The organism is Kosakonia sp. Marseille-Q7440, assembly GCF_965119485.1.
On record NZ_CBCPLT010000001.1, the window covers coordinates 1,155,610 to 1,178,835 of the forward strand.

The window sequence follows — 23,226 nt, forward strand, 5'->3', positions numbered from 1 at the left end:
CAAGAGCGCAAAAATCCGGTAGACTTAGGCCATTCATCTAAAAGGACACTTCGCCATGACAAATCACTCCACAGAGGTCGCTATTGTTGGCGGCGGTATGGTCGGCGGGGCGCTGGCGTTAGGGCTGGCGCAACAGGGTTTTGCCGTCACGGTAATTGATAAACAGACTCCTGCGCCCTTTGATGCCAGCGCGCCGCCGGATGTGCGCATCTCGGCGATCAGCGCCGCCTCGGTCGAGCTGCTGCGCGGATTGGGCGTCTGGGAGAGCATCGAAGCGATGCGTTGCCACCCGTACCGACAGCTGGAGACGTGGGAGTGGGAAAACGCCCACGTGCTGTTTGACGCCAGTGAGCTGAAGCTGCCGCTGCTCGGGTATATGGTGGAAAACAGCGTTCTGCAGTACGCCTTATGGCAAGCGCTGCAGGCGCATCCGCAGGTGACGCTGAGCACAGAGACGCTGAGCGGGCGTGAAGCCAGTGATGAGAGGCAAACCATCCGTTTTGAAAATGGCGATACGCTGACGGCGCAGCTGCTGATTGGCGCGGATGGTGCCAACTCCTGGGTGCGCCAGTCTGCGGGCATTGGTATTCATGCCTGGCAGTACGATCAATCCTGCATGCTGATAAGCGTCGAGTGCGAGCAAGACGCGGGCGATTCGACCTGGCAGCACTTTACGCCGAACGGGCCGCACGCCTTTTTACCGCTTTATGATCGCTGGGCGTCGCTGGTTTGGTACGACAAGCCTGCGCGCATCCGCCAGTTACAAACCCTCTCCATGACGCAGCTGGAGCAGGAGATCGCCCGCAACTTTCCGCCGCGGCTGGGGCGCGTTAAAGCGGTCTCTGCGGCGTCGTTCCCGCTGGTGCGTCGCCACGCGCTGCAATATGTGCAGTCGGGGCTGGCGCTGGTGGGCGATGCGGCGCACACCATTCATCCGCTAGCGGGGCAGGGGGTGAATCTTGGTTATCGCGACGTTGATGCGCTGCTGGATGTGCTGTCGCGCGCCCGCAGCCACGGCGAAGCCTGGGCCAGCCGTGAGGTGCTGCAACGCTACCAGACGCGGCGCAGGGCGGATAACTTCATTATGCAGAGCGGGATGGATCTCTTTTATGCCGGGTTCAGTAACGATCTCGGGCCGCTGCGTGTGTTACGCAATATTGGCCTGATGGCGGCAGAGCGCGCCGGAGGGTTGAAACGCCAGGCGCTGAAATACGCCTTAGGCTTGTAAGAGCGCGCGGGCGACGTTTCGCTCGCGCACACTGTTACGGCACCGCAAGCATCCTGTCGAGTGCCGTCTTCACCTGTTTGTTGTCTACGAAATAGGCCTGATAGCCCGTCGCCGCGTCAATCTCCTGCAACGCCCATTTTCCTGCATGCACGTCGCTGATGGCGCGCGCTGTGCGATAGAGCGGTATCAGCAGCAGAACCAGCATGGTGCCCGCCGCCAGGCCTTCATAACTTACCAGCGGATTGGCGCGCGCCTGGTCGATCAACATAGCGATGGCCGCGAGTTGGATCACCGCTCTGGCGATAAAACCGCGCATAAAAAACTGGCGCAGCCGCTCAGGCGTGGGAAAGCAGGGGTTTTTCAGCGAGGCGCGCTTCTCATGCACCGGGATCCCCTGCACGTAGACCATCCACTCCTCGCGCTCTTTCATCAACGTTGCCTTGCCGTTCTCGCTCAGGATATGCAGGCGCATCGAGACCAGCACCGGAAACAGCAGCCCGATAACCAGAAAATAGAGGATTGGCGCGGTCAGGCTGAGAAATGTTGCGGCAATAACCGCGAACACCAGCAGCAGGTGATAGGGGGAGTAAAACCACAGAGCCGTAGTTTGATAATTCATGGTGCGCACCCGACGGGAGGAAGATGGCTCAAATTAGCATGCCATTCAGGCGCTTAACAGCTACTGATTGTCAGGAGGCAGAAAACAAAAAAGCCCGCCGAAGCGAGCTTTTTTGTTTTGATTGGCTGGGGTACGAGGATTCGAACCTCGGAATGGTGGAATCAGAATCCACTGCCTTACCGCTTGGCGATACCCCAAAAGTGCGTTTGCCGAAGCAAGCGTCTTTGAAGTTGGCTGGGGTACGAGGATTCGAACCTCGGAATGGTGGAATCAGAATCCACTGCCTTACCGCTTGGCGATACCCCAACAAATCTTTTTCGGTTTAATGCCTTAGCATTACGCCTTGAATATGGTGGCTACGACGGGAATCGAACCTGTGACCCCAGCATTATGAGTGCTGTGCTCTAACCAGCTGAGCTACGTAGCCAAATTTTACTGCTTACCCAGTCATCGACTGGCTGGGGTACCTGGATTCGAACCAGGGAATGCCGGTATCAAAAACCGGTGCCTTACCGCTTGGCGATACCCCAACGACTAACGCGTTAAAACGCAGGAGTCGAAGAAGAGATGGCTGGGGTACCTGGATTCGAACCAGGGAATGCCGGTATCAAAAACCGGTGCCTTACCGCTTGGCGATACCCCATCCGTGCAACGCTTCTTTGGGAATGGTGCGGGAGGCGAGACTTGAACTCGCACACCTTGCGGCGCCAGAACCTAAATCTGGTGCGTCTACCAATTTCGCCACTCCCGCAAAAAAAGATGGTGGCTACGACGGGAATCGAACCTGTGACCCCAGCATTATGAGTGCTGTGCTCTAACCAGCTGAGCTACGTAGCCATCTTTTTTTCGCGTTACCTTATCGGCGTTGCGGGGCGCATTATGCGTATTGAGCCTGAGAGCGTCAACACCTTTTTCATCGAAAATTGCCGGAATGTGACTGTTTGGTTAGGTTGCGAACAGCATGTTGCTTTATTCAACAAAAAACGATTTTCTGCGTGAAATCAGCGACACAAAAACAACAGGCCCCGCAGGGCCTGTATGCATAACCATCGCTCATCAGTAGGCTGACTGGTGCACACCGATTGCGCGGCCCGATGGATCGTTCATGGTTTTGAACGCTTCGTCCCATTCGAACGCTTTAGCCGATGAGCAGGCCACGGACGGACCGCCCGGCACGCACTCGGCGGCGCTGGCGACCGGGAAGAGCTCTTCAAAGATTTCACGATAGAGATAGGCCTCTTTCGACGAAGGTGTGTTGTACGGGAAGCGGTAGCTGGCGGTCGCCAGTTGCTGATCCGTCACCTGCTGCTGCGCCACCTCTTTCAGGGTGTCGATCCAGCTGTAGCCCACGCCGTCGGAGAACTGCTCTTTCTGACGCCATGCCACGCTTGCCGGCAGGTAGGATTCAAAACATTCGCGCAGGATATGTTTTTCCATCTTACCGTTGCTGCCGCACATCTTATCCTGCGGGTTAATGCGCATCGCCACGTCGAGGAAGTTCTTATCGAGGAACGGTACGCGCGCTTCCACGCCCCAGGCGGACATCGCTTTGTTGGCGCGGGCGCAGTCAAACATATGTAGCGCCTGCAGTTTACGCACCGTCTCTTCGTGCAGCTCTTTAGCATCCGGCGCTTTATGGAAGTAGAGGTAGCCGCCGAAGACTTCGTCAGAACCCTCACCGGAGAGCACCATTTTGATGCCCATCGCTTTGATTTTGCGCGACATCAGATACATCGGCGTCGAGGCGCGAATGGTAGTCACGTCATAAGTTTCAATGTGATAGATCACATCGCGGATCGCATCCAGACCTTCCTGCACGGTGAAGTGAATTTCATGGTGCACGGTGCCAAGGTGGTTCGCCACTTCCTGCGCCGCTTTCAGATCCGGCGCGCCTTTCAGGCCGACGGCGAAAGAGTGCAGCTGCGGCCACCAGGCTTCTGATTTCTCCTGGTCTTCCACGCGGCGGGCGGCGAATTTTTTAGTAATCGCAGAGATAACCGAGGAGTCCAGCCCGCCGGAGAGCAGCACGCCGTACGGCACGTCGGACATCAGGTGGCTTTTCACCGCATCTTCCAGCGCCTGGCGCAGCGCCTCTTTGTCGGTAACGTTATCTTTTACGGCGTCATAGGAGAACCAGTCGCGCTGATAGTAAGAGCGAATTTCACCCTCTTTGCTCCACAGGTAACTACCCGCCGGGAACTCTTTAATGGTGCGGCAAACCGGCACCAGCGCCTTCATTTCAGAGGCGACATAAAGGTTGCCGTGTTCGTCATGACCCATATAGAGCGGGATGATGCCGATATGGTCGCAGCCAATCAGATAAGCATCCTGTTCACTGTCGTAAAGCACGAAGGCAAACATACCCTGTAATTCGTCGAGGAAGGCTGGCCCTTTTTCCTGATAGAGCGCGAGGATCACTTCGCAGTCGGAGCCGGTCTGGAAGGCGTAGCGGTCGCCGTACTCTGCGCGCAGCGCCTGGTGGTTATAAATTTCACCGTTAACGGCCAGCGCATGTGTTTTTTGTTGGTTATAGAGTGGTTGCGCACCGGCGTTGACGTCGACAATCGACAGACGCTCATGGGAGAGAATCGCTTTGTCACTGGCATAAACGCCGGACCAGTCCGGGCCGCGGTGGCGCATCAGACGGGATAATTCCAGCGCTTTTTTACGTAATTCGCCTGCGTCGGTTTTGATATCCAGTACGCCAAAAATTGAACACATAGACTTCTCCGTTAACCTTGAGGGCATTGCTGTAATGTTGTGTGCTTATAGCCAAAATGCCGCAAAAGACGGGCTGGGCGCAAGCCTTTTAGCCGCAGGAAATGAAAAAGTGCAACGGTGATTGAGGAATGCTGAAAATTGCGTATGTATTGCGCTGGTTTATTGATGATTATTCAAAATTAAGCGCTATTTATTAAACGAAGTGGCTTTTTGATGCTGCAAAAATGAAAAACCACGCCCAAAGGCGTGGTTACGTTCAGATCACATCAATTTCGGCGACCGAGGGGTAAATCCACGATGGCCGGAACGGCATGCTGTCGATATCGTCGAGCCGCGAGACGCCGGAGAGCACCAGGATGGTCTCCAGACCGGCCTGGAAGCCAGCCAGAATATCGGTGCGCAGGTTATCGCCGACAATGACCGTCTGCTCCGAGTGCGCCTGCATGGTGTTCAGCGCGGCGCGAATGATCCACGGGCTCGGTTTGCCAACATAAAAAGGCTTGCGGCCGGAGATCTTCTCAATACCGGCGCAGAGCGCGCCGCAGGCGGGGTAGAAACCGCGGCCGTGCGTGTCCGGATTGGTGGCGATAAAGCGCGCGCCATTGGCGACGAAGAAGGCTGCGCGGTGCATCATCTCCCAGTTATAGGAGCGGGTTTCGCCGACGATGACAAAATCCGGGTTGATATCGGTAATGGTGAAACCAGCTTTATACAGCTCATGAATCAGAGCACCTTCGCCGACGACATAGGCTTTTTTCCCCTCCTGGCGCTTGAGGAAGTCCGCTGTTGCCATCGCCGAGGTGTAAAAGACGCTGGCGGGCACATCAATCCCCGCGGAGGCAAAGCGGTTAGCCAGATCCTGACCGGTCTGAGAAGGGTAGTTAGTCAGCAATACCAGCGGCATCTCTTTCTCAAGGATGCGGGTAACAAACTCGGCAGCGCCGGGAACGGCAACGTTATCGTGCATCAGCACGCCATCAATATCGCAGATTACATTCTGAATGGTCATGGAGTGTCCGGATAAAAAAATAAGTGTTAACTATAAACCCTGTCAGTTTTCCAGCAACCGCTGTAGCAGCAGACCGTTCAGCATCGCTCGTTTCACCAGCGCAAAGGCGCCAATCGCAGAGCGGTGATCGAGGGTAGAGGGCACAACCGGCAGATTTTTGCGAAACGCCTTCAGTGACTGCGTATTGATACAGGCTTCAATGGCGGGCAGCAGGATTTTTTCTGCTTCAACGATCTCACCGGCGATAACCACTTTTTGTGGGTTGAAGAGGTTAATGGCGATAGCGATGGTTTTGCCGAGGTGACGCCCGACATACTCAATCACTTCGCAGGCCAGCGCATCGCCTTTGTTGGCGGCTTTGCAGATGGCTTTGATTGAGCAATCCTCCTCTTTCAGGCGGCTCTGATAACCCTGCTGTAACAGATGGCGGACCCGCTGCTCAATGGCGGCATTGGCGGCAATCGTCTCCAGGCAACCAAAGTTACCGCAGTGGCAGCGCTCGCCGAGGGGTTCCACTTGCACGTGACCAATTTCGCCGACATTACCGTTGCGACCAATAAAGATACGACCGCTGGAGATGATCCCCGCGCCGGTGCCGCGGTGCACGCGCACCAGAATGGAGTCTTCACAATCCTGGCTTGCGCCAAAATAGTGCTCGGCCAGCGCCAGGCTACGGATATCGTGCCCAACGAAACAGGTCAATTTGAAGCGTTTTTCCAGCGCCTCAACCAGCGCCCAGTTCTCCACCTGAATATGCGGCATATAGCGGATCACACCGCTTTCCGGATCGACCAGCCCCGGCAGGATCACCGAAATGGCGATCAGCTCGCGGATTTTACGCTGATTGGCGTCGATAAACTGGCTGATGGTGTTGAGCAGGGCGTGCTCCAGCGTCTCCTGCGTGCGCTCCGGCAGCGGGTAGTGCTCTTCGGCCAGCACTTTGCTGCTCAGATCGTAGAGCGTAAGGGTGGTGTCGGTGCGCCCGAGGCGCACGCCGATAGCCTGGAAATGGCGGGTTTCGGTAATGATGGAGATGGCGCGGCGGCCCCCGGTGGAGGCCTGCTGATCGACTTCTTTGATCAGCCCGCGTTCAATCAGCTGACGCGTGATTTTTGTCACGCTGGCGGGAGCAAGCTGGCTCTGCTCGGCAATCTGTATGCGTGAGATGGGGCCGTGTTGGTCAATCAGGCGGTAAACCGCCGCACTGTTAAGCTGTTTTACGAGGTCAACGTTACCAATTTGAGCTTGTCCGCCTGATGTCATACCGTCTCTTTATGCAGTGGCGACCTCGTTACCATTAACGATGGTCTTGATAATTTCATAATCACGCGTAAATGCCGTCAGGTTCGCCACCTTGCCTGCGGCGAGAGTGCCCAGCTTTTTGTCAACGCCAATGGCGCGAGCCGGGTAGAGCGTGGCCATACGCAGCGCTTCATCGAGCGCAATACCGACATGCTCGACCAGGTTACGCACCCCTTCGATCATCGTCAGGGCCGAGCCGCTCAGCGTTCCGTTTTCATCTACGCACAATCCATTTCGGTAGTATATTGTTTTACCAGCAAAAATGAACTGATCAATCTGTGCACCTGCGGGTGCGGTAGCATCGGTGACCAGACAGAGCTTGTCTCCCTTCAGCCGCTTCGCATTGCGAATATTAACGTAGTCGACATGCAACCCATCGGCAATCACGCCACAGTAAACATCTGTGTCATCAAGCACTGCGCCCGCCAGCCCCGGCTCGCGCCCGGTGATGTACGGCATGGCATTATAGAGATGGGTAGCGAAGGTGATACCGGCGCGGAAACCGGCTTTCGCCTCGTTCAGCGTGGCGTTGGAGTGACCAGCGGAAACCACAATCCCCGCGTCGGCAAGCTTGCGGATCACGTCGCATCCCGCCACTTCCGGCGCTAAGGTGATTTTTGTGATCACATCCGCGTTTTGACATAAGAAATCGACCAGCGCCGCATCCGGTTTACGCACGAAGTCCGGATTGTGGGTCCCTTTCTTGATGATATTGAGCCACGGCCCTTCCAGATGCAGTCCCAGCGCCTGGTTCGGGTATTTTGCGAGGTAGTCGCGCATCACCTGCACGCCCTGCTTCATCAGGTCATCGCTGGTGGTAATCAGCGTCGGCAGGTAGCTGGTGCAGCCGGATTTCTCGTTAGCGCGCTGCATGATCTCCAGCGTCTCAACGCTGACGGCCTCGGCGGTATCGTTAAACTGCACGCCGCCGCAGCCGTTGAGCTGCACATCAATAAAACCAGGGGCGAGGAGGGCACCATTCAGCGATCGTTGTTCAATATCCGCTGGTAGCTCAGCCTGTGGGCAAAGGCGTTCAATCAGGCCATCGGCTACAACGAGCGCATGGTCATCCAAAATTTCATGGCCGGTAAAGATTCGGCAATGGGTTAAAGCATACATAACAACCCCCGGTTAACGATGAGTGCCGCTCCGCAGTTGCCTGCGAAGCGGATACAGACTTACAGACCTTTAATATTTTCCGCTTCTAACTCGTTGAAGTATTTCAGCGTTTTGACTTTCAGCTCCATCGTGGACGGCTCGTCGCAGACGATAACCGCTTTCGGATGCAGCTGCAGGCAGCTGATGGTCCACATATGGTTGACGTTACCCTCAACGGCCGCCTGTAGCGCCTGCGCCTTGACGTTGCCCAGCACCAGAATCATCACCTCTTCGGCATCGAGCAGCGTGCCAACGCCTACGGTCAGGGCATATTTAGGCACCTGATTAACATCGCCGTCGAAGAAGCGCGAGTTCGCTACGCGGGTATCGTGGGTCAACGTTTTAATACGGGTACGCGATGCCAGCGACGATGCCGGTTCGTTAAAAGCGATATGACCATCGTTGCCTACGCCGCCCATAAACAGGTGAATTTTGCCGTAAGCGCGAATTTTTTCTTCGTAACGACGGCATTCTGCGTCAATATCGGGCGCGTTTCCATCGAGCAGGTTAATGTTTTCAGCAGGAATATCAACGTGATCGAAGAAATTACGGTGCATAAAGCTGTGGTAACTCTCCGGATGATCCTTCGCCAGGCCAACATATTCGTCCATGTTAAAGGTGACCACATGCTTAAAGCTGACCTGGCCCGCTTTGTGCATTTCAACTAATGCTTTGTAGGCCGTAAGCGGCGTTCCGCCCGTTGGCAGGCCAAGTACAAAAGGACGATCGGCGGTGGGGTTGAATGCGTTAATGCGGTTGACGATATGGCGGGCGGCCCATTTACCGACCTGTTCAGCTGTCGCCAGGGGAATCAGTCTCATTGTTCACCTCAAAGTTTAATGAAAAGCATTGGCGGTGCGCCTTCTGGCTCAGCGTTAAGCGTAACCTGGTTTCGTCATAAGAAGGGAGCGATCCGCTTTGATATTTTTGATCTTAAAATAAGTTTTTGTTGTTTGCCAGTATTGAGGAACGGTGATAACGATAGTTAGTGATTTTTATCACAGAAAATGCGCGTTTAATTTGCGAGGCGAATTAATTTTGCAGACACTTCGTCAGGTAGTGGAAAAACAGGCATCAGTTCAGGGTTCGTTACACAATAAAAAACAACTGTTTCAGTGGGCTCACGTTGAGCTCATAGGGGGAATAAAGTGAGTATTTTAGGCTATTTACAGAAGGTTGGCCGCGCGCTGATGGTGCCGGTCGCCACGCTGCCCGCAGCAGCGATTTTGATGGGGGTCGGTTACTGGATCGACCCTGTTGGCTGGGGAAGCCAAAACGCCCTGGCCGCGCTGTTTATCAAATCCGGTTCAGCGATCATCGACCATATGGGTGTCTTGTTTGCGGTCGGCGTCGCTTATGGGATGTCCAAAGATAAAGATGGCGCTGCGGCGCTGGCCGGTTTTGTCGGCTTCCTGGTGTTAACGACCCTCTGCTCGCCTGCCGCGGTGTCGATGATTCAAAAAATTCCGCTGGATCAGGTTCCCGCGGCCTTCGGCAAAATTGAAAACCAGTTTGTCGGTATTCTGGTCGGGATCATCGCCGCTGAGCTTTACAACCGCTTCAGCACCGTCGAACTGCCGAAAGCGCTCTCCTTCTTTAGCGGCCGCCGTCTGGTGCCGATCATCACCTCGTTTGTGATGATCGCTGTGGCCTTTATCATGATGTTTATCTGGCCGGTGGTCTTTAGTGGCCTGGTCAGCTTTGGTGAACATATTCAGAAACTCGGCTCTGTCGGCGCGGGTGTTTACGCCTTCTTCAACCGTCTGTTGATCCCGGTCGGTCTGCATCACGCCCTGAACTCGGTCTTCTGGTTTGACGTGGCGGGTATTAACGATATCCCTAACTTCCTCGGCGGCGCGCAGTCTATCGAAGCCGGTAAAGCGACGGTGGGGATCACCGGGCGTTATCAGGCGGGCTTCTTCCCGATCATGATGTTCGGCTTGCCGGGTGCGGCGCTGGCGATCTACCAGTGCGCGCGTCCTGAGAACAAGGCCAAAGTGCTCGGTATTATGATGGCCGGTGCTTTCGCCGCCTTCTTTACCGGCATCACCGAGCCGCTGGAGTTCTCCTTCATGTTCGTGGCGCCGGTGCTGTATGTCATTCACGCCATTCTGACCGGTATCTCTGTCTATATCGCAGCCAGCATGCACTGGATTGCCGGTTTCGGCTTCAGCGCCGGGCTGGTGGATATGGTGCTCTCTTCGCGTAACCCGCTGGCGACCCAGTGGTGGATGCTGATCCCGCAGGGTCTGGTGTTCTTTGTTATCTACTACGTGGTATTCCGCTTCACCATTAAGCGATTCAACATGCTGACCCCGGGTCGTGAACTGGCCGTTGCCGGGGATGAAACCGATGGTCAGGATGTCAATATCAGCGCTAACAGCGAGCAGGATGTCAGCGGCCTGGCGCGTCAGTACATTGCTGCCGTCGGCGGCTCGGCGAACCTGACCGGTATTGATGCCTGCATCACCCGTCTGCGTCTTAACGTGAATGACTCTTCACTGGTCAACGAAACGATGGCGAAACGCCTGGGCGCAACCGGCGTGATTCGTCTCAATAAAACCAGCGTGCAGATTATTGTCGGCTTTGTGGCTGAGAAAATTGCCAACGCCATGAAAACGGCAGGGGATGTCCCGGCCGCGGCAAGCAGCAATGCAGCGCCGGCTCAGACAGCACCAGCCGCCGCGGCAAAACCGCAGGCGGTGCCGAATTCAGTCGTGATTGCCGAACTCTTATCCCCGGTTACCGGTGAGGTAGTGGCGCTGGAGCAGGTGCCGGACGAAGCCTTTGCCAGCAAAGCGGTAGGCGACGGCGTGGCGGTAAAACCGACGGATAAAACCGTAGTTTCTCCGGCGGCCGGTACGATTGTGAAAATCTTCAACACCAACCATGCCTTCTGCCTGGAGACTGAAAAAGGTGCCGAGATCGTTGTCCATATGGGCATTGATACGGTTGCACTGGGCGGTCAGGGCTTTACCCGTCTGGTTGAAGAGGGCGCGGAAGTGGTTGCCGGTCAACCGATCCTCGAAATGGATCTGGCGTACCTCAATGCCAATGCCCGCTCAATGATTAGCCCGGTTGTCGTCAGCAATATTGATGATTTCAGCGGCCTTGTCATTAAGGCGCAAGGTCATGTCGTTGCGGGTCAGACACCGTTGTACGAAATTAAAGGCTGATTGCTCCTGAGTCGGCACATTAGCCTTAAGCGGCGGGGGATCTCCTCCGCCGCTTTTTTTTACCCGTCGTTTAATCAGTGCCATACTGACGCCGCTATTTTACAGAGGTGAATAATGAAAAGGATTTTTTACGCGCTGGTAATGACGACGGCGCTAAGCGGCTGTATTCCGCGTTACGCAACTATTCGCCCGCATTATGAAGTGGATGTACTTAATCGCGACGGCAAACCCCTTACGAATGCGACGTTGTGGCTGCAGACTATACGTTTTCCGCCCACTATTCAGGATCCACCGGAGCCGTTTCATGCCGATGCCGAGGGGCATATCAAGGTTGAAAAACGCGCCAGATGGTCGCCAATTGTGTTCTGGATCCACGGTACAGAGCAGTTTGAATGGTCATGGTGTATCGAAGCGCCCGGATACCTGACTCGTGGAGGGGGAAGCGAGATAATAAATAGCCCGGTAATACTAACAAAAGCGGTCACAACAGAGCACTGTCGCCATGGCGACGAGCCTGAATACCTTTCCCCTGAGCATCAGTGATTTGTATAAGTAAAGGTTGTTTCCTGCGCTCTCTTATTAGATCATATGCCGTTATACGTTGTTTACGCCTTGAGGAACCTGTGATGAGTGAGGCTGAAGCCCGCCCGACTAACTTTATCCGCCAGATCATTGATGAAGATCTGGCCAGTGGTAAACACACCACCGTCCATACCCGTTTTCCGCCGGAGCCGAACGGCTACCTGCACATCGGCCACGCGAAATCCATCTGCCTGAACTTCGGTATCGCACAGGATTACAACGGCCAGTGCAACCTGCGCTTCGATGATACCAACCCGGCAAAAGAAGATATCGAGTACGTTGAGTCAATCAAAAACGACGTGCAGTGGTTGGGCTTTCACTGGTCTGGCGACATCTGCTACTCCTCAGACTACTTCGATAAGCTGTATAGCTACGCGGTTGAACTGATCAACAAAGGCCTGGCCTATGTTGACGAACTGACCGGCGATGAAATCCGCGAATACCGCGGCACGCTGACGCAGCCGGGTAAAAACAGCCCGTACCGCGATCGCAGCGTAGAAGAGAACCTGGCGCTGTTTGAAAAGATGCGTGCGGGTGGTTTTGAAGAGGGTAAGGCCTGTCTGCGTGCGAAAATCGATATGGCTTCGCCGTTTATCGTGATGCGCGACCCGGTTATCTACCGTATTAAATTTGCTGAACACCATCAAACCGGCAACAAGTGGTGCATCTACCCGATGTACGACTTTACCCACTGCATCAGCGATGCGCTGGAAGGGATCACCCACTCCCTCTGTACGCTGGAGTTCCAGGACAACCGTCGTCTGTATGACTGGGTGCTGGATAACATCACCATTCCGGTTCACCCGCGCCAGTACGAATTCTCGCGCCTGAATCTCGAATATACCGTGATGTCCAAGCGTAAGCTTAACCTGCTGGTGACCGACAAGCACGTTGAGGGCTGGGACGATCCGCGTATGCCGACCATCTCTGGCCTGCGCCGTCGTGGCTATACCGCTGCTTCTATCCGTGAATTCTGCAAGCGCATTGGCGTGACCAAGCAGGACAACACCATTGAAATGGCGTCGCTGGAATCCTGCATTCGTGAAGATCTCAACGAAAACGCGCCGCGCGCGATGGCGGTTATCGACCCGGTGAAACTGGTTATCGAAAACTACCCGCAGGGCAGCAGCGAAATCGTCACCATGCCGAACCATCCGAACAAGCCGGAGATGGGCACCCGTGAAGTGCCGTTCAGCGGTGAGATCTGGATCGATCGCGCTGATTTCCGCGAAGAAGCTAACAAGCAGTACAAACGTCTGGTGCTCGGCAAAGAGGTGCGTCTGCGCAACGCTTATGTGATCAAAGCGGAACGCGTTGAGAAAGATGCCGAAGGCAACATCACCACCATTTTCTGCTCTTACGACGCCGAGACGCTGAGTAAAGATCCTGCCGATGGCCGCAAGGTTAAAGGCGTGATCCACTGGGTCAGCGCGCAGCATGCGCAGCCGGTTGAAATTCGTCTCTACGATCGTCTGTTCAGCGTGCCAAACCCGGGAGCCGCCGAGGATTTCCTCGCCACCATCAACCCGGAATCGCTGGTCATTAAACAGGGTTTTGCCGAGCCATCGCTGAAAGAGGCGCAGGCGGGCAAAGCGTATCAGTTTGAGCGCGAAGGCTACTTCTGCCTCGATAGCCGCTATGCCACCGCGGACAAACTCGTGTTTAACCGCACGGTAGGCCTGCGTGATACCTGGGCTAAAATCGGCGACTGATTGCACCAATCAGTGGCCACTATGAAATAACGCCGCTTCTTGCGGCGTTTTTTATTATTAACCTGCGCATTACAATTAATACATATTCGTGCCGAAAATTAATATCTTCCCTCTGTTGGTGTTCTGCTTTTTTATTTCTGGAATGTTGCGGAAGCAGTAATCAGAATAGTGATAAAACCCTCTCGTTAATAAAGAATTAAATATCGACTGAATACGGATTGGTTATTTATTTGCGTGGTTTATGAAACGATATTTAATCCTCATTTAATTCTGTGCACTTCGTCATACTCCGTTATTTTTGCTTAAAAAGACGTTGATAATTCACAACGCGAAAAATAGGCTTTGTGCTGTTGTTTACTTAGGGAATATCTATAACAGACTTCCTGTTGTTAATTTTTATCGCCGCCGCGGCGGGGATTTTTACATTTAAAAGGAATCAATGTATGTGCGCGTTTGCAGGTAAACGGAGTTCGCTATCGCTGGCTATTGCCGCCGTTATCGCCATGTCAGGCCTGGCGCTTCCCGCGCAGGCGAAGGCAAGCGGTTTTATTGATGACTCAACGCTCACCGGCGGGATCTATTACTGGCAGCGTGAGCGCGACCGTAAAGATATTCTCGATAATAAATATAAAACGAACCTCTCTCACGCCACGTGGAATGCCAGGCTGGATTTTCAATCAGGCTATGCGGCAGATATGTTTGGCCTGGATATCGCTGCCTTTACGGCGATTGAAATGGCGGAAAACGGAGATAGCGCTCACCCAAATGAAATTGCTTTCTCCGCCAGTAATAAAGCCTATAAAGAGCGCTGGTCCGGTGATAAAAGCGGCATCAGCCTCTATAAAGCCGCAGCAAAATTCAAATATGGCGCTCTCTGGGCGCGCGCCGGTTATATTCAACCCACCGGGCAGACGCTATTAGCGCCGCACTGGAGTTTTATGCCGGGCACCTACCAGGGCGCGGAAGCGGGCATTAATAACGACTATGGCGATGCTGGCGCGCTGAGCGTTTCGTATATGTGGGCCAATGGATATAAAGCGCCATGGCATATCGAGATGGATAAGTTCTGGCAAAACGACAGAGAGCACCGGGTCGATTATCTCCATTCGCTCGGCGCAAAATATGATTTCAAAAATAACCTCGTGCTGGAGGCTGCGTTTGGCCAGGCGCAGGGCTATGTCGATCAATATTTTGCAAAAGCCAGCTACCAGCTGGATGTGGCAAATCAACCGTTCAGCACCAGCTATCAGTTTTATGGTGCCCGCGACAAAGTCAGCGATCGCGGCATCAACGATCTTTACGACGGCACCGCCTGGCTGCAGGCGCTGACCTTCGGTTACACGGTCGGACCACTCGCGCTGCGCCTCGAAGGAACATGGGTAAAAGCAGAAGGCCAGCAGGGCTACTTTTTGCAGCGCATGACGCCAACCTATGCCTCCTCTAATGGTCGTCTTGATATCTGGTGGGATAACCGCTCCGACTTCAATGCCAATGGCGAAAAAGCGCTCTTCCTGGGGGCGATGTACGATCTGGAGAGTTGCAACTTGCCCGGCTTACAAATTGGGGCCTCTTACGCCTACGCCTGGGGCGCAAAACCGGCCGAAATGGCCGTGCCGGATGCGTGGTACAGCGCCGGTTATCGTCTGAAAGAGTCCGCATATAGCCTGGATGCCATCTATACCCTGCAAGAGGGGCGCGCCAAAGGGACGATGTTTAAACTGCACTTTACCCAGTATGACAACCACGCCGCTATCCCGAGCTATGCCGGCGGCTACGGCAACATTTTCCAGGATGAGCGCGACGTGAAATTGATGGTCATCGCGCCGTTTACCCTTTTCTAATTAATTTGTTGCCGGGCATTGGCAACCTTAAGGAACAGAGAATGCATACAGCACGTTTAAGCCTGCTGGCGGGCGCAGTCACAGCGCTGCTTGGCAGCGGCGCGGCACTGGCAAGCCAGAGCACGGTTGACGCCATCAGCCAGTTCAATCTGAACTACGCCGTAAAAGATAACTTTGCCGCACAGCATGGCGTTGATTGTGCGAAGCTCGGCGCAGACTGGGCCTCCTGCAACAAAGCGGTGATCACGCTCACCAACAAAGGCGAGGCAGTGACCGATAACGAGTGGGCTATCTACTTCCACAGTATTCGCCCCGTTCTGCAAGTCGCGAACCCGCAGTTCAAAGTGACCCATATCATGGGCGATCTGCATAAGCTTGAGCCTACCGGGCAATTTACTGGTTTTCCGGCGAATCAGTCCGTTGAGATCCCAATCATTAATGAGTACTGGCAACTCTTTATTACCGATGTGCTGCCGCGCTGGTATGTCACAGGTGAGGAAGCGACGCCAAAAACCATCGCCAATACCAATACGGAAGATCTTGCCCAGTTCGTCACACCGCTTGGCGAGCAATGGCAGCGGACGCCGGACGATAAAAATATCCTGATGACCGCTGAAGCACGCTTTGCGCAAAACAGCGATATCAAAGCGATGAACCTCGCCTCGCTGCGCGGGCAGATTGTGCCGACGCCGCGCGAGGTAAAAATTTACGGTCGGGATATCGATCTCAGCCAGGGGATGAAATTTGACCTTTCAGCGCTGATGCCTGATGCGCAAAATGCCATTAAAGCGCGCTTCGCCATGCTCGGCGTGGAAGAGGGGAGTTATCCGCTACGTACCGAAATTGTGCGTAAAGCGTTCAAGAGTGAGGAGGCGATCAACGGTGCCTATCAGCTGCGTATCAGTGATAAAGAGGCGGTGGTGACCGGTTTTGATCAGAGCGGCGTCTTCTATGGCCTGCAATCCCTGCTTTCGCTTCTCCCCGCGCAGGGGGCGATGACCATCCCCGCTCTGATGGCGAAAGATGCACCGCGCTTCGACTATCGCGGTATTCATCTGGATGTCGGGCGTAATTTCCACAGCAAAGCGGCGGTGCTGCGCCTGCTGGATCAGATGGCAGCCTACAAGCTGAATAAATTCCACTTCCATCTGACGGACGATGAAGGGTGGCGCATTGAAATCCCCGGGCTGCCGGAGCTGACTGAGATTGGCAGCCAGCGCTGCCACGATCTGAGCGAGAAGCAGTGCCTGCTGCCGCAGCTGGGATCCGGGCCGGATCGTGATAACAACGGCAGCGGTTACTTTACCCGCGCCGACTATATCGAGATCCTCAAATATGCCAAAGCGCGGCACATTGAGGTGATCCCGGAGATCGATATGCCCGCCCATGCGCGCGCGGCGGTCATCTCAATGGAGGCGCGTTACCATCGCCTGATAAAAGAGGGTAAAGAGAGCGAGGCGAGCCGTTACCGCCTGCTCGATCCGACGGATACCTCTGTTACCGCTGGCGTACAGTTCTACGATCGCACCGGTTATCTCAATCCTTGCCTGGACTCCTCGCGCAACTTTGTCGATAAGGTGATGGGCGAAATCCAGCAGATGCACAGAGAAGCGGGTCTGCCGCTACACACCTGGCACTTCGGCGGCGATGAAGCGAAAAATATCTACCTGGGGGCTGGCTATACGGATGTGAAAGATCCGCAGCCGGGTAAAGGCATCATCGATCAGAGCAGGCAGGATAAGCCGTGGGCGAAATCGGAGGCCTGCCAGGCGATGATCAAAGCCGGGAAAGTGAGCGACGTTGAGCACCTCTCCAGCTACTTTGGCGCTGAGGTGAGCAAGCTGGTTAAGGCGCACGGCATTGATGTGATGCAGGCGTGGCAGGATGGGCTTAAAGATGCCAAAGACGCCTCTGTTTTTGCCACCAGACATGTGAATGTCAACTTCTGGGATGCGCTCTACTGGGGCGGTTTCGATTCCGTCAATGACTGGGCGAACAAAGGCTTCCGCGTGGTGGTCTCCAACCCGGACTACGTCTATCTCGACTTCCCGAGTGAAGTTCACCCGGATGAAAGCGGCTACTACTGGGGGACGCGTTTCAGCGATGAGCGCAAGATCTTCAGTTTTGCACCGGACAACATGCCGCAAAATGCGGAAACGTCGGTCGACCGTGACGGCAACGCGTTCAGCGCCAAATCAGACAAGCCGTGGCCTGGCGCCTACGGGCTTTCCGCCGAGCTGTGGAGCGAAGTGGTGCGCACGGATGAGCAGATGGAGTATATGATCTATCCGCGTCTGGTCGCCGTCGCTGAGCGGGCATGGCACCGCGCAAGCTGGGAGCTGGATTACCAGGCGGGCCGTGAATACAAAGGCGGCGAGACGCAGTGGGTCGATCAGAAGGCCTTAACGGCAGACTGGCAGCGTTTTGCCAATCTGCTGGGACATCGCGAGCTGGCGAAGCTGGATAAAGCCGGCATCCATTATCGTCTGCCGGTGCCAGGGGCGCGAATTGTTGACGGTGTGCTGGAGGTCAACATCCGCTTCCCGGGGCTGGTGGTCGAGTACTCCCTCGATCGCGGCAAAACATGGCAGCACTATGAAGCGAAATCCCGTCCACAGGTTAAAGGAGAAATTCAGCTGCGCACCTTAAGCCCGGATGGCAGGCGCGTCAGCCGCGTCGATAGCCTGAAAGCCTGATCGCTTTCCTCTCTGAGCGGCGTAACCTTTTAACGCGCCGCTCAGCCGGCAGGCATAAAAAAAGCCAACCTGACGGTTGGCTTTTAACGTTCAGAAGAACTTATTTTGCGTCGTGCGCGTGTTCATCTTCGCGGCAGTCACCTTCGGCGCAGTGGCCGTAAAGGTAGAGACTGTGGTTCGTCAGGCGGATGCCGTGTTGAGCGGCAATTTCGCGCTGGCGCAATTCGATGGAGTCATCACTGAATTCGATAACTTTACCGCAGTCGAGGCAGATAAGGTGATCGTGGTGATGCTGCTGCGTCAGTTCGAAAACAGACTTGCCGCCTTCGAAGTTGTGACGGGTGACAATCCCGGCGTCATCAAACTGGTTCAGCACACGGTACACCGTTGCCAGACCAATCTCTTCACCCATGTCGATCAGACGCTTATAAAGATCTTCCGCACTGACATGATGGTTATCCGGCTCCTGAAGCACTTCCAGAATTTTTAAACGTGGAAGCGTGACTTTCAGGCCGGCCTTCTTTAATGCGGTATTGTTGTCAGTCATGCGGAATCTGTCCTGTTGCTATACGATTCACTTCCTTCTCGGAAGTTATAAGGAATGCACCCGGGCGAATGCGTATCATTATAGAACTGCCATGTATAAATGAAAACTGCAAGCCCTCAAGTAAAGTAAGCTTTTAAAACGTGGTATCGCCGACAACTCCCGGTCGGGCGTACTACGTTAAGCAGCGCTTATTGTACAGGGATGAGTAGGAAAGTTAAAAAAATGTAGCAATTATTTCGATTGCTTTTACCTATTGATACGGCGCAACCAGCAGATTGCGCCATAAAAATCAGGCATTCAGGATTTCATCAAGATGCAGCTCTTCAGAAACCTGCTTCACCCACTTCTGCACGCGCTCGGCGGTCAGTTCTGGCTGACGGTCTTCGTCAATCGCCAGACCTACAAAGTGATCGTCATCAGCCAGGCCTTTTGAAGCTTCGAAATGGTAACCGGCAGTCGGCCAGTGGCCCACAATCGTCGCGCCGCGCGGTTCAATAATGTCGCGAATGGTGCCCAGCGCATCACAGAAGTACTCAGCGTAATCTTCCTGATCGCCGCAGCCGAACAGCGCCACTAACTTACCATTAAAATCAATCTCTTCCAGCGTCGGGAAGAAGTCATCCCAGTCGCACTGCGCTTCACCGTAATACCAGGTCGGAATGCCGAGCAACAGGATGTCATACCCTTCGATATCTTCCTTACTGCTCTTGGCAATGTCATGAACATCGGCGACGTCTTTACCAAGCTGGCTTTGGATCATTTTGGCGATGTTTTCGGTGTTGCCGGTGTCGCTGCCGAAGAAAATGCCTGTAATTGCCATGAGTAAAATAACCTCTTGAATCTTAATGAGTATAGGGGGAGCGCTAAGCCCACAGATAAGGGCAATCATAGCAGAACAGAGAAGAACGCGGAAACTGCTATTGCCGCGGACTGCACTGTATGCCACACGAAAAGGGGAATTTGATGAGGATTCAGAAGAATCGCTATCCGCGCAGGGCTTTAAGCTGCGCCAGCAGCATCTCTTCGATAAGTTCGCTGCGGCTTATCTCACGCGCTTCGGCCAGCTCATTTAAGGCTTCCACCGCTTCCGCATTCAGTTTCAGTTCGACGCGCTTAAGCCCGCGAACCTTATCGCGTTTAAGCTGGTTGCGTTTATTAATGCGCAACTGTTCATCACGCGAGAGCGGGTTGGTCTTCGGCCGTCCCGGGCGACGCTCATTCGCGAACAGATCTAGTGTCGTACGGTCCGTTTGTTCTTTAGCCATGATATGAATACTACGGGAAAACACGCAATCGGGCCGCTGCCCGGGCTGAATAGCGCGCCATCATACATCACCAACATCGGCACGCCAACGACCGGGCGCGTTGAAACGACCGGTCGCCGCCTTTTTAATCAGTTGGCCTTACTCTGCCAGATAACGGCGGATGGCCCGCAGCACCGCATCAGGTTTTTCTGCATGCACCCAGTGCCCGGCACCGGCAATGACATACGCCCGCGCCTGGGGAAACTGCGCCAGCAGCGCATCGCGGTAGGCATCGGTGACATAAGAGGAGTTGCCGCCGCAGACGAAGAGGGCAGGCTTATCCCACGCCGGAATGGTCTCCCAGCCCACAATATTGGCATATTGATCCCACAGCACCGGCACGTTGAAGCGCCACTCACCGTCAACGAAGGATTTCAGTAAAAACTGAACCACGCCCTCTTCATTAAGCTGCTCGCGCATCAGCGCCGCCGCCTGCTGGCGCGACGAAACGCCCGCCTCGCTGACGGCGTTGATAGCGGCAAAGATCTCATCGTGACGGCGCACCTTATAATCCACGGGCGCCATATCAATCGCCACCAGGCGATCGATGCGATCGGGTGCCAGTGAAGTTAGCGCCATCACCGCTTTGCCGCCCATGGAGTGGCCGATAAAGGTCGCTTTTTCAATCTGATGGGCATCAAGCGTATCAAGCAGATCCTGCGCCATCGCCGGATAGTTCATCTCCGGTGAGCGGGGCGACACGCCGTGATTACGCATATCCACCTGCAGCACATCGTGATCCTGCACCAGGTCGCGGGCGAGCACGCCGAGGTTATCGAGGCTGCCGAAAAGGCCGTGAACCAGCACAATCGGGGAATTGTTGTGCGGATGTTGTGCAGTTTGCGCGCGCGTGTTCAATTTCATGGCAAAGTTCTTTTTTTCACTCCAACGGGTTAGGTTATTATGGTGAACATTCTGCCGCCCGGCTGCAAGGCTAAGCATTACTCTGAGTTTTGCCGCCATCCTGGGGTGTACCTATCCGCTGTTGGGATTTCACTTTATAATCCCAATACTTGTATTCAGATTTTATATAGCACTGGATTAAGATGAAAACGATTGAAGTTGATGATGAGCTCTACAGTTACATTGCCAGCCATACCAAGCACATTGGCGAGAGCGCATCCGAGATTTTACGGCGTATGCTGAAGTTCTCCGCCGCATCATCGTCTCCCTCTGCAGCGCCCGCCGCGCCGGTGAAAGAGACACGCGCTGCAAGCGTCGTCGAAGAGGTGAAACCGGCCAACACCACCCGGGATAAGGTCCGTGCTGTTCGCGAGCTTCTGCTCTCGGACGAATACGCCGAGCAGAAAAAAGCGGTCAATCGCTTTCTGCTAATCCTGTCTACACTCTATTCACTCGATGACAAAGGGTTTACGGAATCCACTGAATCTCTGCACGGTCGCACGCGCGTATACTTTGCCGCTGATGAGCGCACCCTGCTGCAGAACGGCAACCAGACCAAGCCGAAGCAAGTGCCGAACACCCCTTACTGGGTCATCACCAACACGAATACGGGCCGTAAATGCAGCATGATTGAACACATCATGCAATCAATGCAGTTCCCGGCGGAGCTGATTGAGAAAGTTTGCGGCACAATTTAATCCTTGCATTAAAAGGACGAAGCAATGGCAAACCATCCGCGCGCGGGCCAACCTGCGCAACAGGGCGATTTGATTAACGTCGCGCAGCTGACTGCGCAGTACTATGTGTTGAAACCGGAAGTTGGCAACGCTGACCATGCGGTGAAATTTGGTACCTCAGGTCACCGTGGTAGCGCATGGCGTCACAGCTTTAACGAGCCGCACATCCTTGCCATTGCGCAGGCGATTGCCGAAGAGCGTGCGAAAAACGGCATCACCGGGCCGTGCTATGTCGGTAAAGACACGCATGCCCTCTCTGAGCCGGCGTTTATCTCCGTGCTGGAAGTGTTGGCTGCCAACGGCGTCGATATCATCGTGCAGGAAAATAACGGCTTTACGCCGACGCCTGCCATCTCTAATGCAATCCTTGTGCACAACAAAAATGGTGGCGCGCAGGCGGATGGTATCGTGATTACGCCGTCCCATAACCCGCCGGAAGATGGCGGCATCAAATACAACCCGCCGAACGGCGGCCCGGCCGACACCAACGTCACCAAAGTGGTGGAAGATCGCGCTAACGCGCTGCTGGCTGACGGTCTGAAAGGCGTGAAACGCATTTCGCTGGATGCGGCGATGGCTTCCGGTCACGTCACTGAAAAAGATCTGGTGCAGCCGTTTATTGAAGGGCTGGCGGAGATCGTCGATATGGCGGCGATCCAGAAAGCGGGCCTGAAGCTGGGCGTCGATCCGCTGGGCGGCTCCGGTATTGAGTACTGGAAACGTATCGCCGAGCACTACAAGCTCGACCTCACCATCGTTAATGATGAAGTGGATCAGACTTTCCGCTTTATGCACCTCGATAAAGATGGCGCGATCCGCATGGATTGCTCCTCCGAGTGTGCGATGGCCGGTCTGCTGGCGCTGCGCGATAAGTTTGACCTGGCCTTCGCCAACGACCCGGATTACGACCGCCACGGCATCGTAACCCCGGCTGGTCTGATGAACCCGAACCACTACCTGGCGGTAGCGATCAACTACCTGTTCCAGCATCGTCCGCAGTGGGGCAAAGATGTCGCAGTCGGTAAGACGCTGGTCTCCTCGGCGATGATCGACCGCGTGGTTAACGACCTTGGCCGTAAGCTGGTGGAAGTGCCGGTGGGCTTTAAGTGGTTTGTTGATGGTCTGCACGACGGCAGCTTCGGCTTCGGTGGCGAAGAGAGCGCGGGTGCCTCGTTCCTGCGCTTCGACGGTACGCCGTGGTCTACGGATAAAGATGGCATCATCATGTGCCTGCTGGCGGCGGAGATCACTGCGGTGACCGGTAAAAACCCGCAGCAGCACTATGACGAACTGGCTGCCCGCTTTGGCGCGCCAAGCTACAACCGTCTGCAGGCTGCGGCCTCTTCCGCGCAGAAAGCGGCGCTCTCTAAGCTCTCGCCTGAAATGGTGAGCGCCAGCACGCTGGCAGGGGATGCGATCACCGCTCGCCTGACCGCAGCACCGGGCAACGGCGCCTCGATTGGCGGCCTGAAAGTGATGACCGACAACGGCTGGTTTGCCGCGCGTCCGTCAGGCACCGAAGACGCCTACAAAATCTACTGCGAAAGCTTCCTCGGCGACGAACACCGTAAGCTGATTGAGAAAGAAGCGGTAGAAATTGTCAGCGAAGTGCTGAAAAACGCGTAAATCGCGGCACAATAAAAAAGCTCCCTCGGGAGCCTTTTTTATGTCGGATGGCGGCTGACGCCTTA

18 protein-coding genes and 7 tRNA genes are annotated in these 23,226 nt (G+C 54.8%); 8 read left to right on the forward strand and 17 right to left on the reverse strand.

Going from position 1 to position 23,226, the window contains the following annotated elements; genetic code table 11:
- The first annotated feature begins 55 nt into the window (after window positions 1–55).
- Complete coding sequence (gene ubiF, locus ACWPW2_RS05200) at window positions 56–1,228, forward strand: 3-demethoxyubiquinol 3-hydroxylase (RefSeq protein WP_454121814.1); 1,173 nt, start codon at window positions 56–58, stop codon at window positions 1,226–1,228.
- Between the two features lie 34 nt (window positions 1,229–1,262).
- On the opposite strand, the gene ACWPW2_RS05205 is transcribed toward ubiF, so the two are convergent.
- From ACWPW2_RS05205 to nagB, 13 genes are all read right to left on the reverse strand, one after another.
- Window positions 1,263–1,847, reverse strand: coding sequence for a hypothetical protein (locus ACWPW2_RS05205; RefSeq protein WP_454121815.1), 585 nt, complete (start codon window positions 1,845–1,847; stop codon window positions 1,263–1,265).
- Between the two features lie 122 nt (window positions 1,848–1,969).
- Window positions 1,970–2,044: transfer RNA gene (locus tag ACWPW2_RS05210), tRNA-Gln, on the reverse strand.
- Window positions 2,045–2,078: 34 nt separating this feature from the next.
- Window positions 2,079–2,153, reverse strand: a tRNA-Gln gene (locus tag ACWPW2_RS05215).
- 44 nt (window positions 2,154–2,197) lie between these two features.
- Window positions 2,198–2,274: transfer RNA gene (locus tag ACWPW2_RS05220), tRNA-Met, on the reverse strand.
- 28 nt (window positions 2,275–2,302) lie between these two features.
- Window positions 2,303–2,377 (reverse strand) — tRNA-Gln (locus tag ACWPW2_RS05225).
- 38 nt (window positions 2,378–2,415) lie between these two features.
- Window positions 2,416–2,490: transfer RNA gene (locus ACWPW2_RS05230), tRNA-Gln, on the reverse strand.
- A 23-nt stretch (window positions 2,491–2,513) separates the two neighbouring features.
- Window positions 2,514–2,598 (reverse strand) — tRNA-Leu (locus ACWPW2_RS05235).
- Between the two features lie 9 nt (window positions 2,599–2,607).
- Window positions 2,608–2,684, reverse strand: a tRNA-Met gene (locus ACWPW2_RS05240).
- 219 nt (window positions 2,685–2,903) lie between these two features.
- Window positions 2,904–4,568, reverse strand: coding sequence for an asparagine synthase B (asnB, locus tag ACWPW2_RS05245; RefSeq protein ID WP_454121816.1), 1,665 nt, complete (start codon window positions 4,566–4,568; stop codon window positions 2,904–2,906).
- A gap of 256 nt (window positions 4,569–4,824) precedes the next feature.
- A complete protein-coding gene (locus tag ACWPW2_RS05250; RefSeq protein WP_023479994.1) occupies window positions 4,825–5,577 on the reverse strand; it encodes an HAD-IIA family hydrolase in 753 nt (250 codons plus the stop codon).
- A gap of 42 nt (window positions 5,578–5,619) precedes the next feature.
- Entirely contained in the window at window positions 5,620–6,840 is a 1,221-nt protein-coding gene (gene nagC, locus ACWPW2_RS05255; protein ID WP_023479921.1) for a DNA-binding transcriptional regulator NagC, read from the reverse strand.
- A 9-nt stretch (window positions 6,841–6,849) separates the two neighbouring features.
- Window positions 6,850–7,998 carry an N-acetylglucosamine-6-phosphate deacetylase gene (gene nagA, locus ACWPW2_RS05260; protein WP_023479974.1) on the reverse strand — a complete coding sequence of 383 codons (1,149 nt, stop codon included), beginning with the start codon at window positions 7,996–7,998 and terminating at the stop codon, window positions 6,850–6,852.
- 59 nt (window positions 7,999–8,057) lie between these two features.
- Window positions 8,058–8,858, reverse strand: coding sequence for a glucosamine-6-phosphate deaminase (nagB, locus tag ACWPW2_RS05265; RefSeq protein ID WP_023479948.1), 801 nt, complete (start codon window positions 8,856–8,858; stop codon window positions 8,058–8,060).
- Window positions 8,859–9,185: 327 nt separating this feature from the next.
- Here nagB and nagE point away from each other — a divergent pair, with 327 nt between their 5' ends.
- The 5 genes from nagE to ACWPW2_RS05290 all read left to right on the forward strand — a co-directional run bounded on the left by nagE (window position 9,186) and on the right by ACWPW2_RS05290 (window position 18,044).
- Window positions 9,186–11,213 carry an N-acetylglucosamine-specific PTS transporter subunit IIBC gene (nagE, locus tag ACWPW2_RS05270; RefSeq protein WP_454121817.1) on the forward strand — a complete coding sequence of 676 codons (2,028 nt, stop codon included), beginning with the start codon at window positions 9,186–9,188 and terminating at the stop codon, window positions 11,211–11,213.
- A gap of 114 nt (window positions 11,214–11,327) precedes the next feature.
- On the forward strand, window positions 11,328–11,756 hold the full coding sequence (locus ACWPW2_RS05275) for a membrane lipoprotein lipid attachment site-containing protein (RefSeq protein ID WP_454121818.1): 429 nt from the start codon (window positions 11,328–11,330) through the stop codon (window positions 11,754–11,756).
- An 83-nt stretch (window positions 11,757–11,839) separates the two neighbouring features.
- A complete protein-coding gene (glnS, locus tag ACWPW2_RS05280; protein WP_076769555.1) occupies window positions 11,840–13,507 on the forward strand; it encodes a glutamine--tRNA ligase in 1,668 nt (555 codons plus the stop codon).
- A gap of 443 nt (window positions 13,508–13,950) precedes the next feature.
- Window positions 13,951–15,348 carry a chitoporin ChiP gene (chiP, locus tag ACWPW2_RS05285; RefSeq protein ID WP_454121819.1) on the forward strand — a complete coding sequence of 466 codons (1,398 nt, stop codon included), beginning with the start codon at window positions 13,951–13,953 and terminating at the stop codon, window positions 15,346–15,348.
- A 41-nt stretch (window positions 15,349–15,389) separates the two neighbouring features.
- On the forward strand, window positions 15,390–18,044 hold the full coding sequence (locus ACWPW2_RS05290) for a beta-N-acetylhexosaminidase (protein ID WP_454121820.1): 2,655 nt from the start codon (window positions 15,390–15,392) through the stop codon (window positions 18,042–18,044).
- 100 nt (window positions 18,045–18,144) lie between these two features.
- Here the strand turns inward: ACWPW2_RS05290 and fur are convergent, their stop codons facing one another.
- The 4 genes from fur to ybfF form a co-directional block, all read right to left on the reverse strand.
- On the reverse strand, window positions 18,145–18,591 hold the full coding sequence (fur, locus tag ACWPW2_RS05295) for a ferric iron uptake transcriptional regulator (protein ID WP_187801782.1): 447 nt from the start codon (window positions 18,589–18,591) through the stop codon (window positions 18,145–18,147).
- A 289-nt stretch (window positions 18,592–18,880) separates the two neighbouring features.
- Complete coding sequence (gene fldA / locus ACWPW2_RS05300) at window positions 18,881–19,411, reverse strand: flavodoxin FldA (RefSeq protein ID WP_023480004.1); 531 nt, start codon at window positions 19,409–19,411, stop codon at window positions 18,881–18,883.
- 163 nt (window positions 19,412–19,574) lie between these two features.
- Window positions 19,575–19,856: a LexA regulated protein gene (ybfE, locus tag ACWPW2_RS05305; RefSeq protein WP_023479957.1), complete on the reverse strand. Its 282-nt coding sequence runs from the start codon at window positions 19,854–19,856 to the stop codon at window positions 19,575–19,577.
- Between the two features lie 138 nt (window positions 19,857–19,994).
- Complete coding sequence (ybfF, locus tag ACWPW2_RS05310) at window positions 19,995–20,759, reverse strand: esterase (protein WP_454121821.1); 765 nt, start codon at window positions 20,757–20,759, stop codon at window positions 19,995–19,997.
- Between the two features lie 182 nt (window positions 20,760–20,941).
- Here ybfF and seqA point away from each other — a divergent pair, with 182 nt between their 5' ends.
- Window positions 20,942–21,496 (forward strand): replication initiation negative regulator SeqA, encoded by a 555-nt coding sequence (gene seqA, locus ACWPW2_RS05315; protein WP_076769558.1) that lies wholly within the window; start codon window positions 20,942–20,944, stop codon window positions 21,494–21,496.
- 24 nt (window positions 21,497–21,520) lie between these two features.
- Window positions 21,521–23,161 (forward strand): phosphoglucomutase (alpha-D-glucose-1,6-bisphosphate-dependent), encoded by a 1,641-nt coding sequence (gene pgm, locus ACWPW2_RS05320; RefSeq protein ID WP_023479953.1) that lies wholly within the window; start codon window positions 21,521–21,523, stop codon window positions 23,159–23,161.
- The last annotated feature ends 65 nt before the right edge of the window (window positions 23,162–23,226 follow it).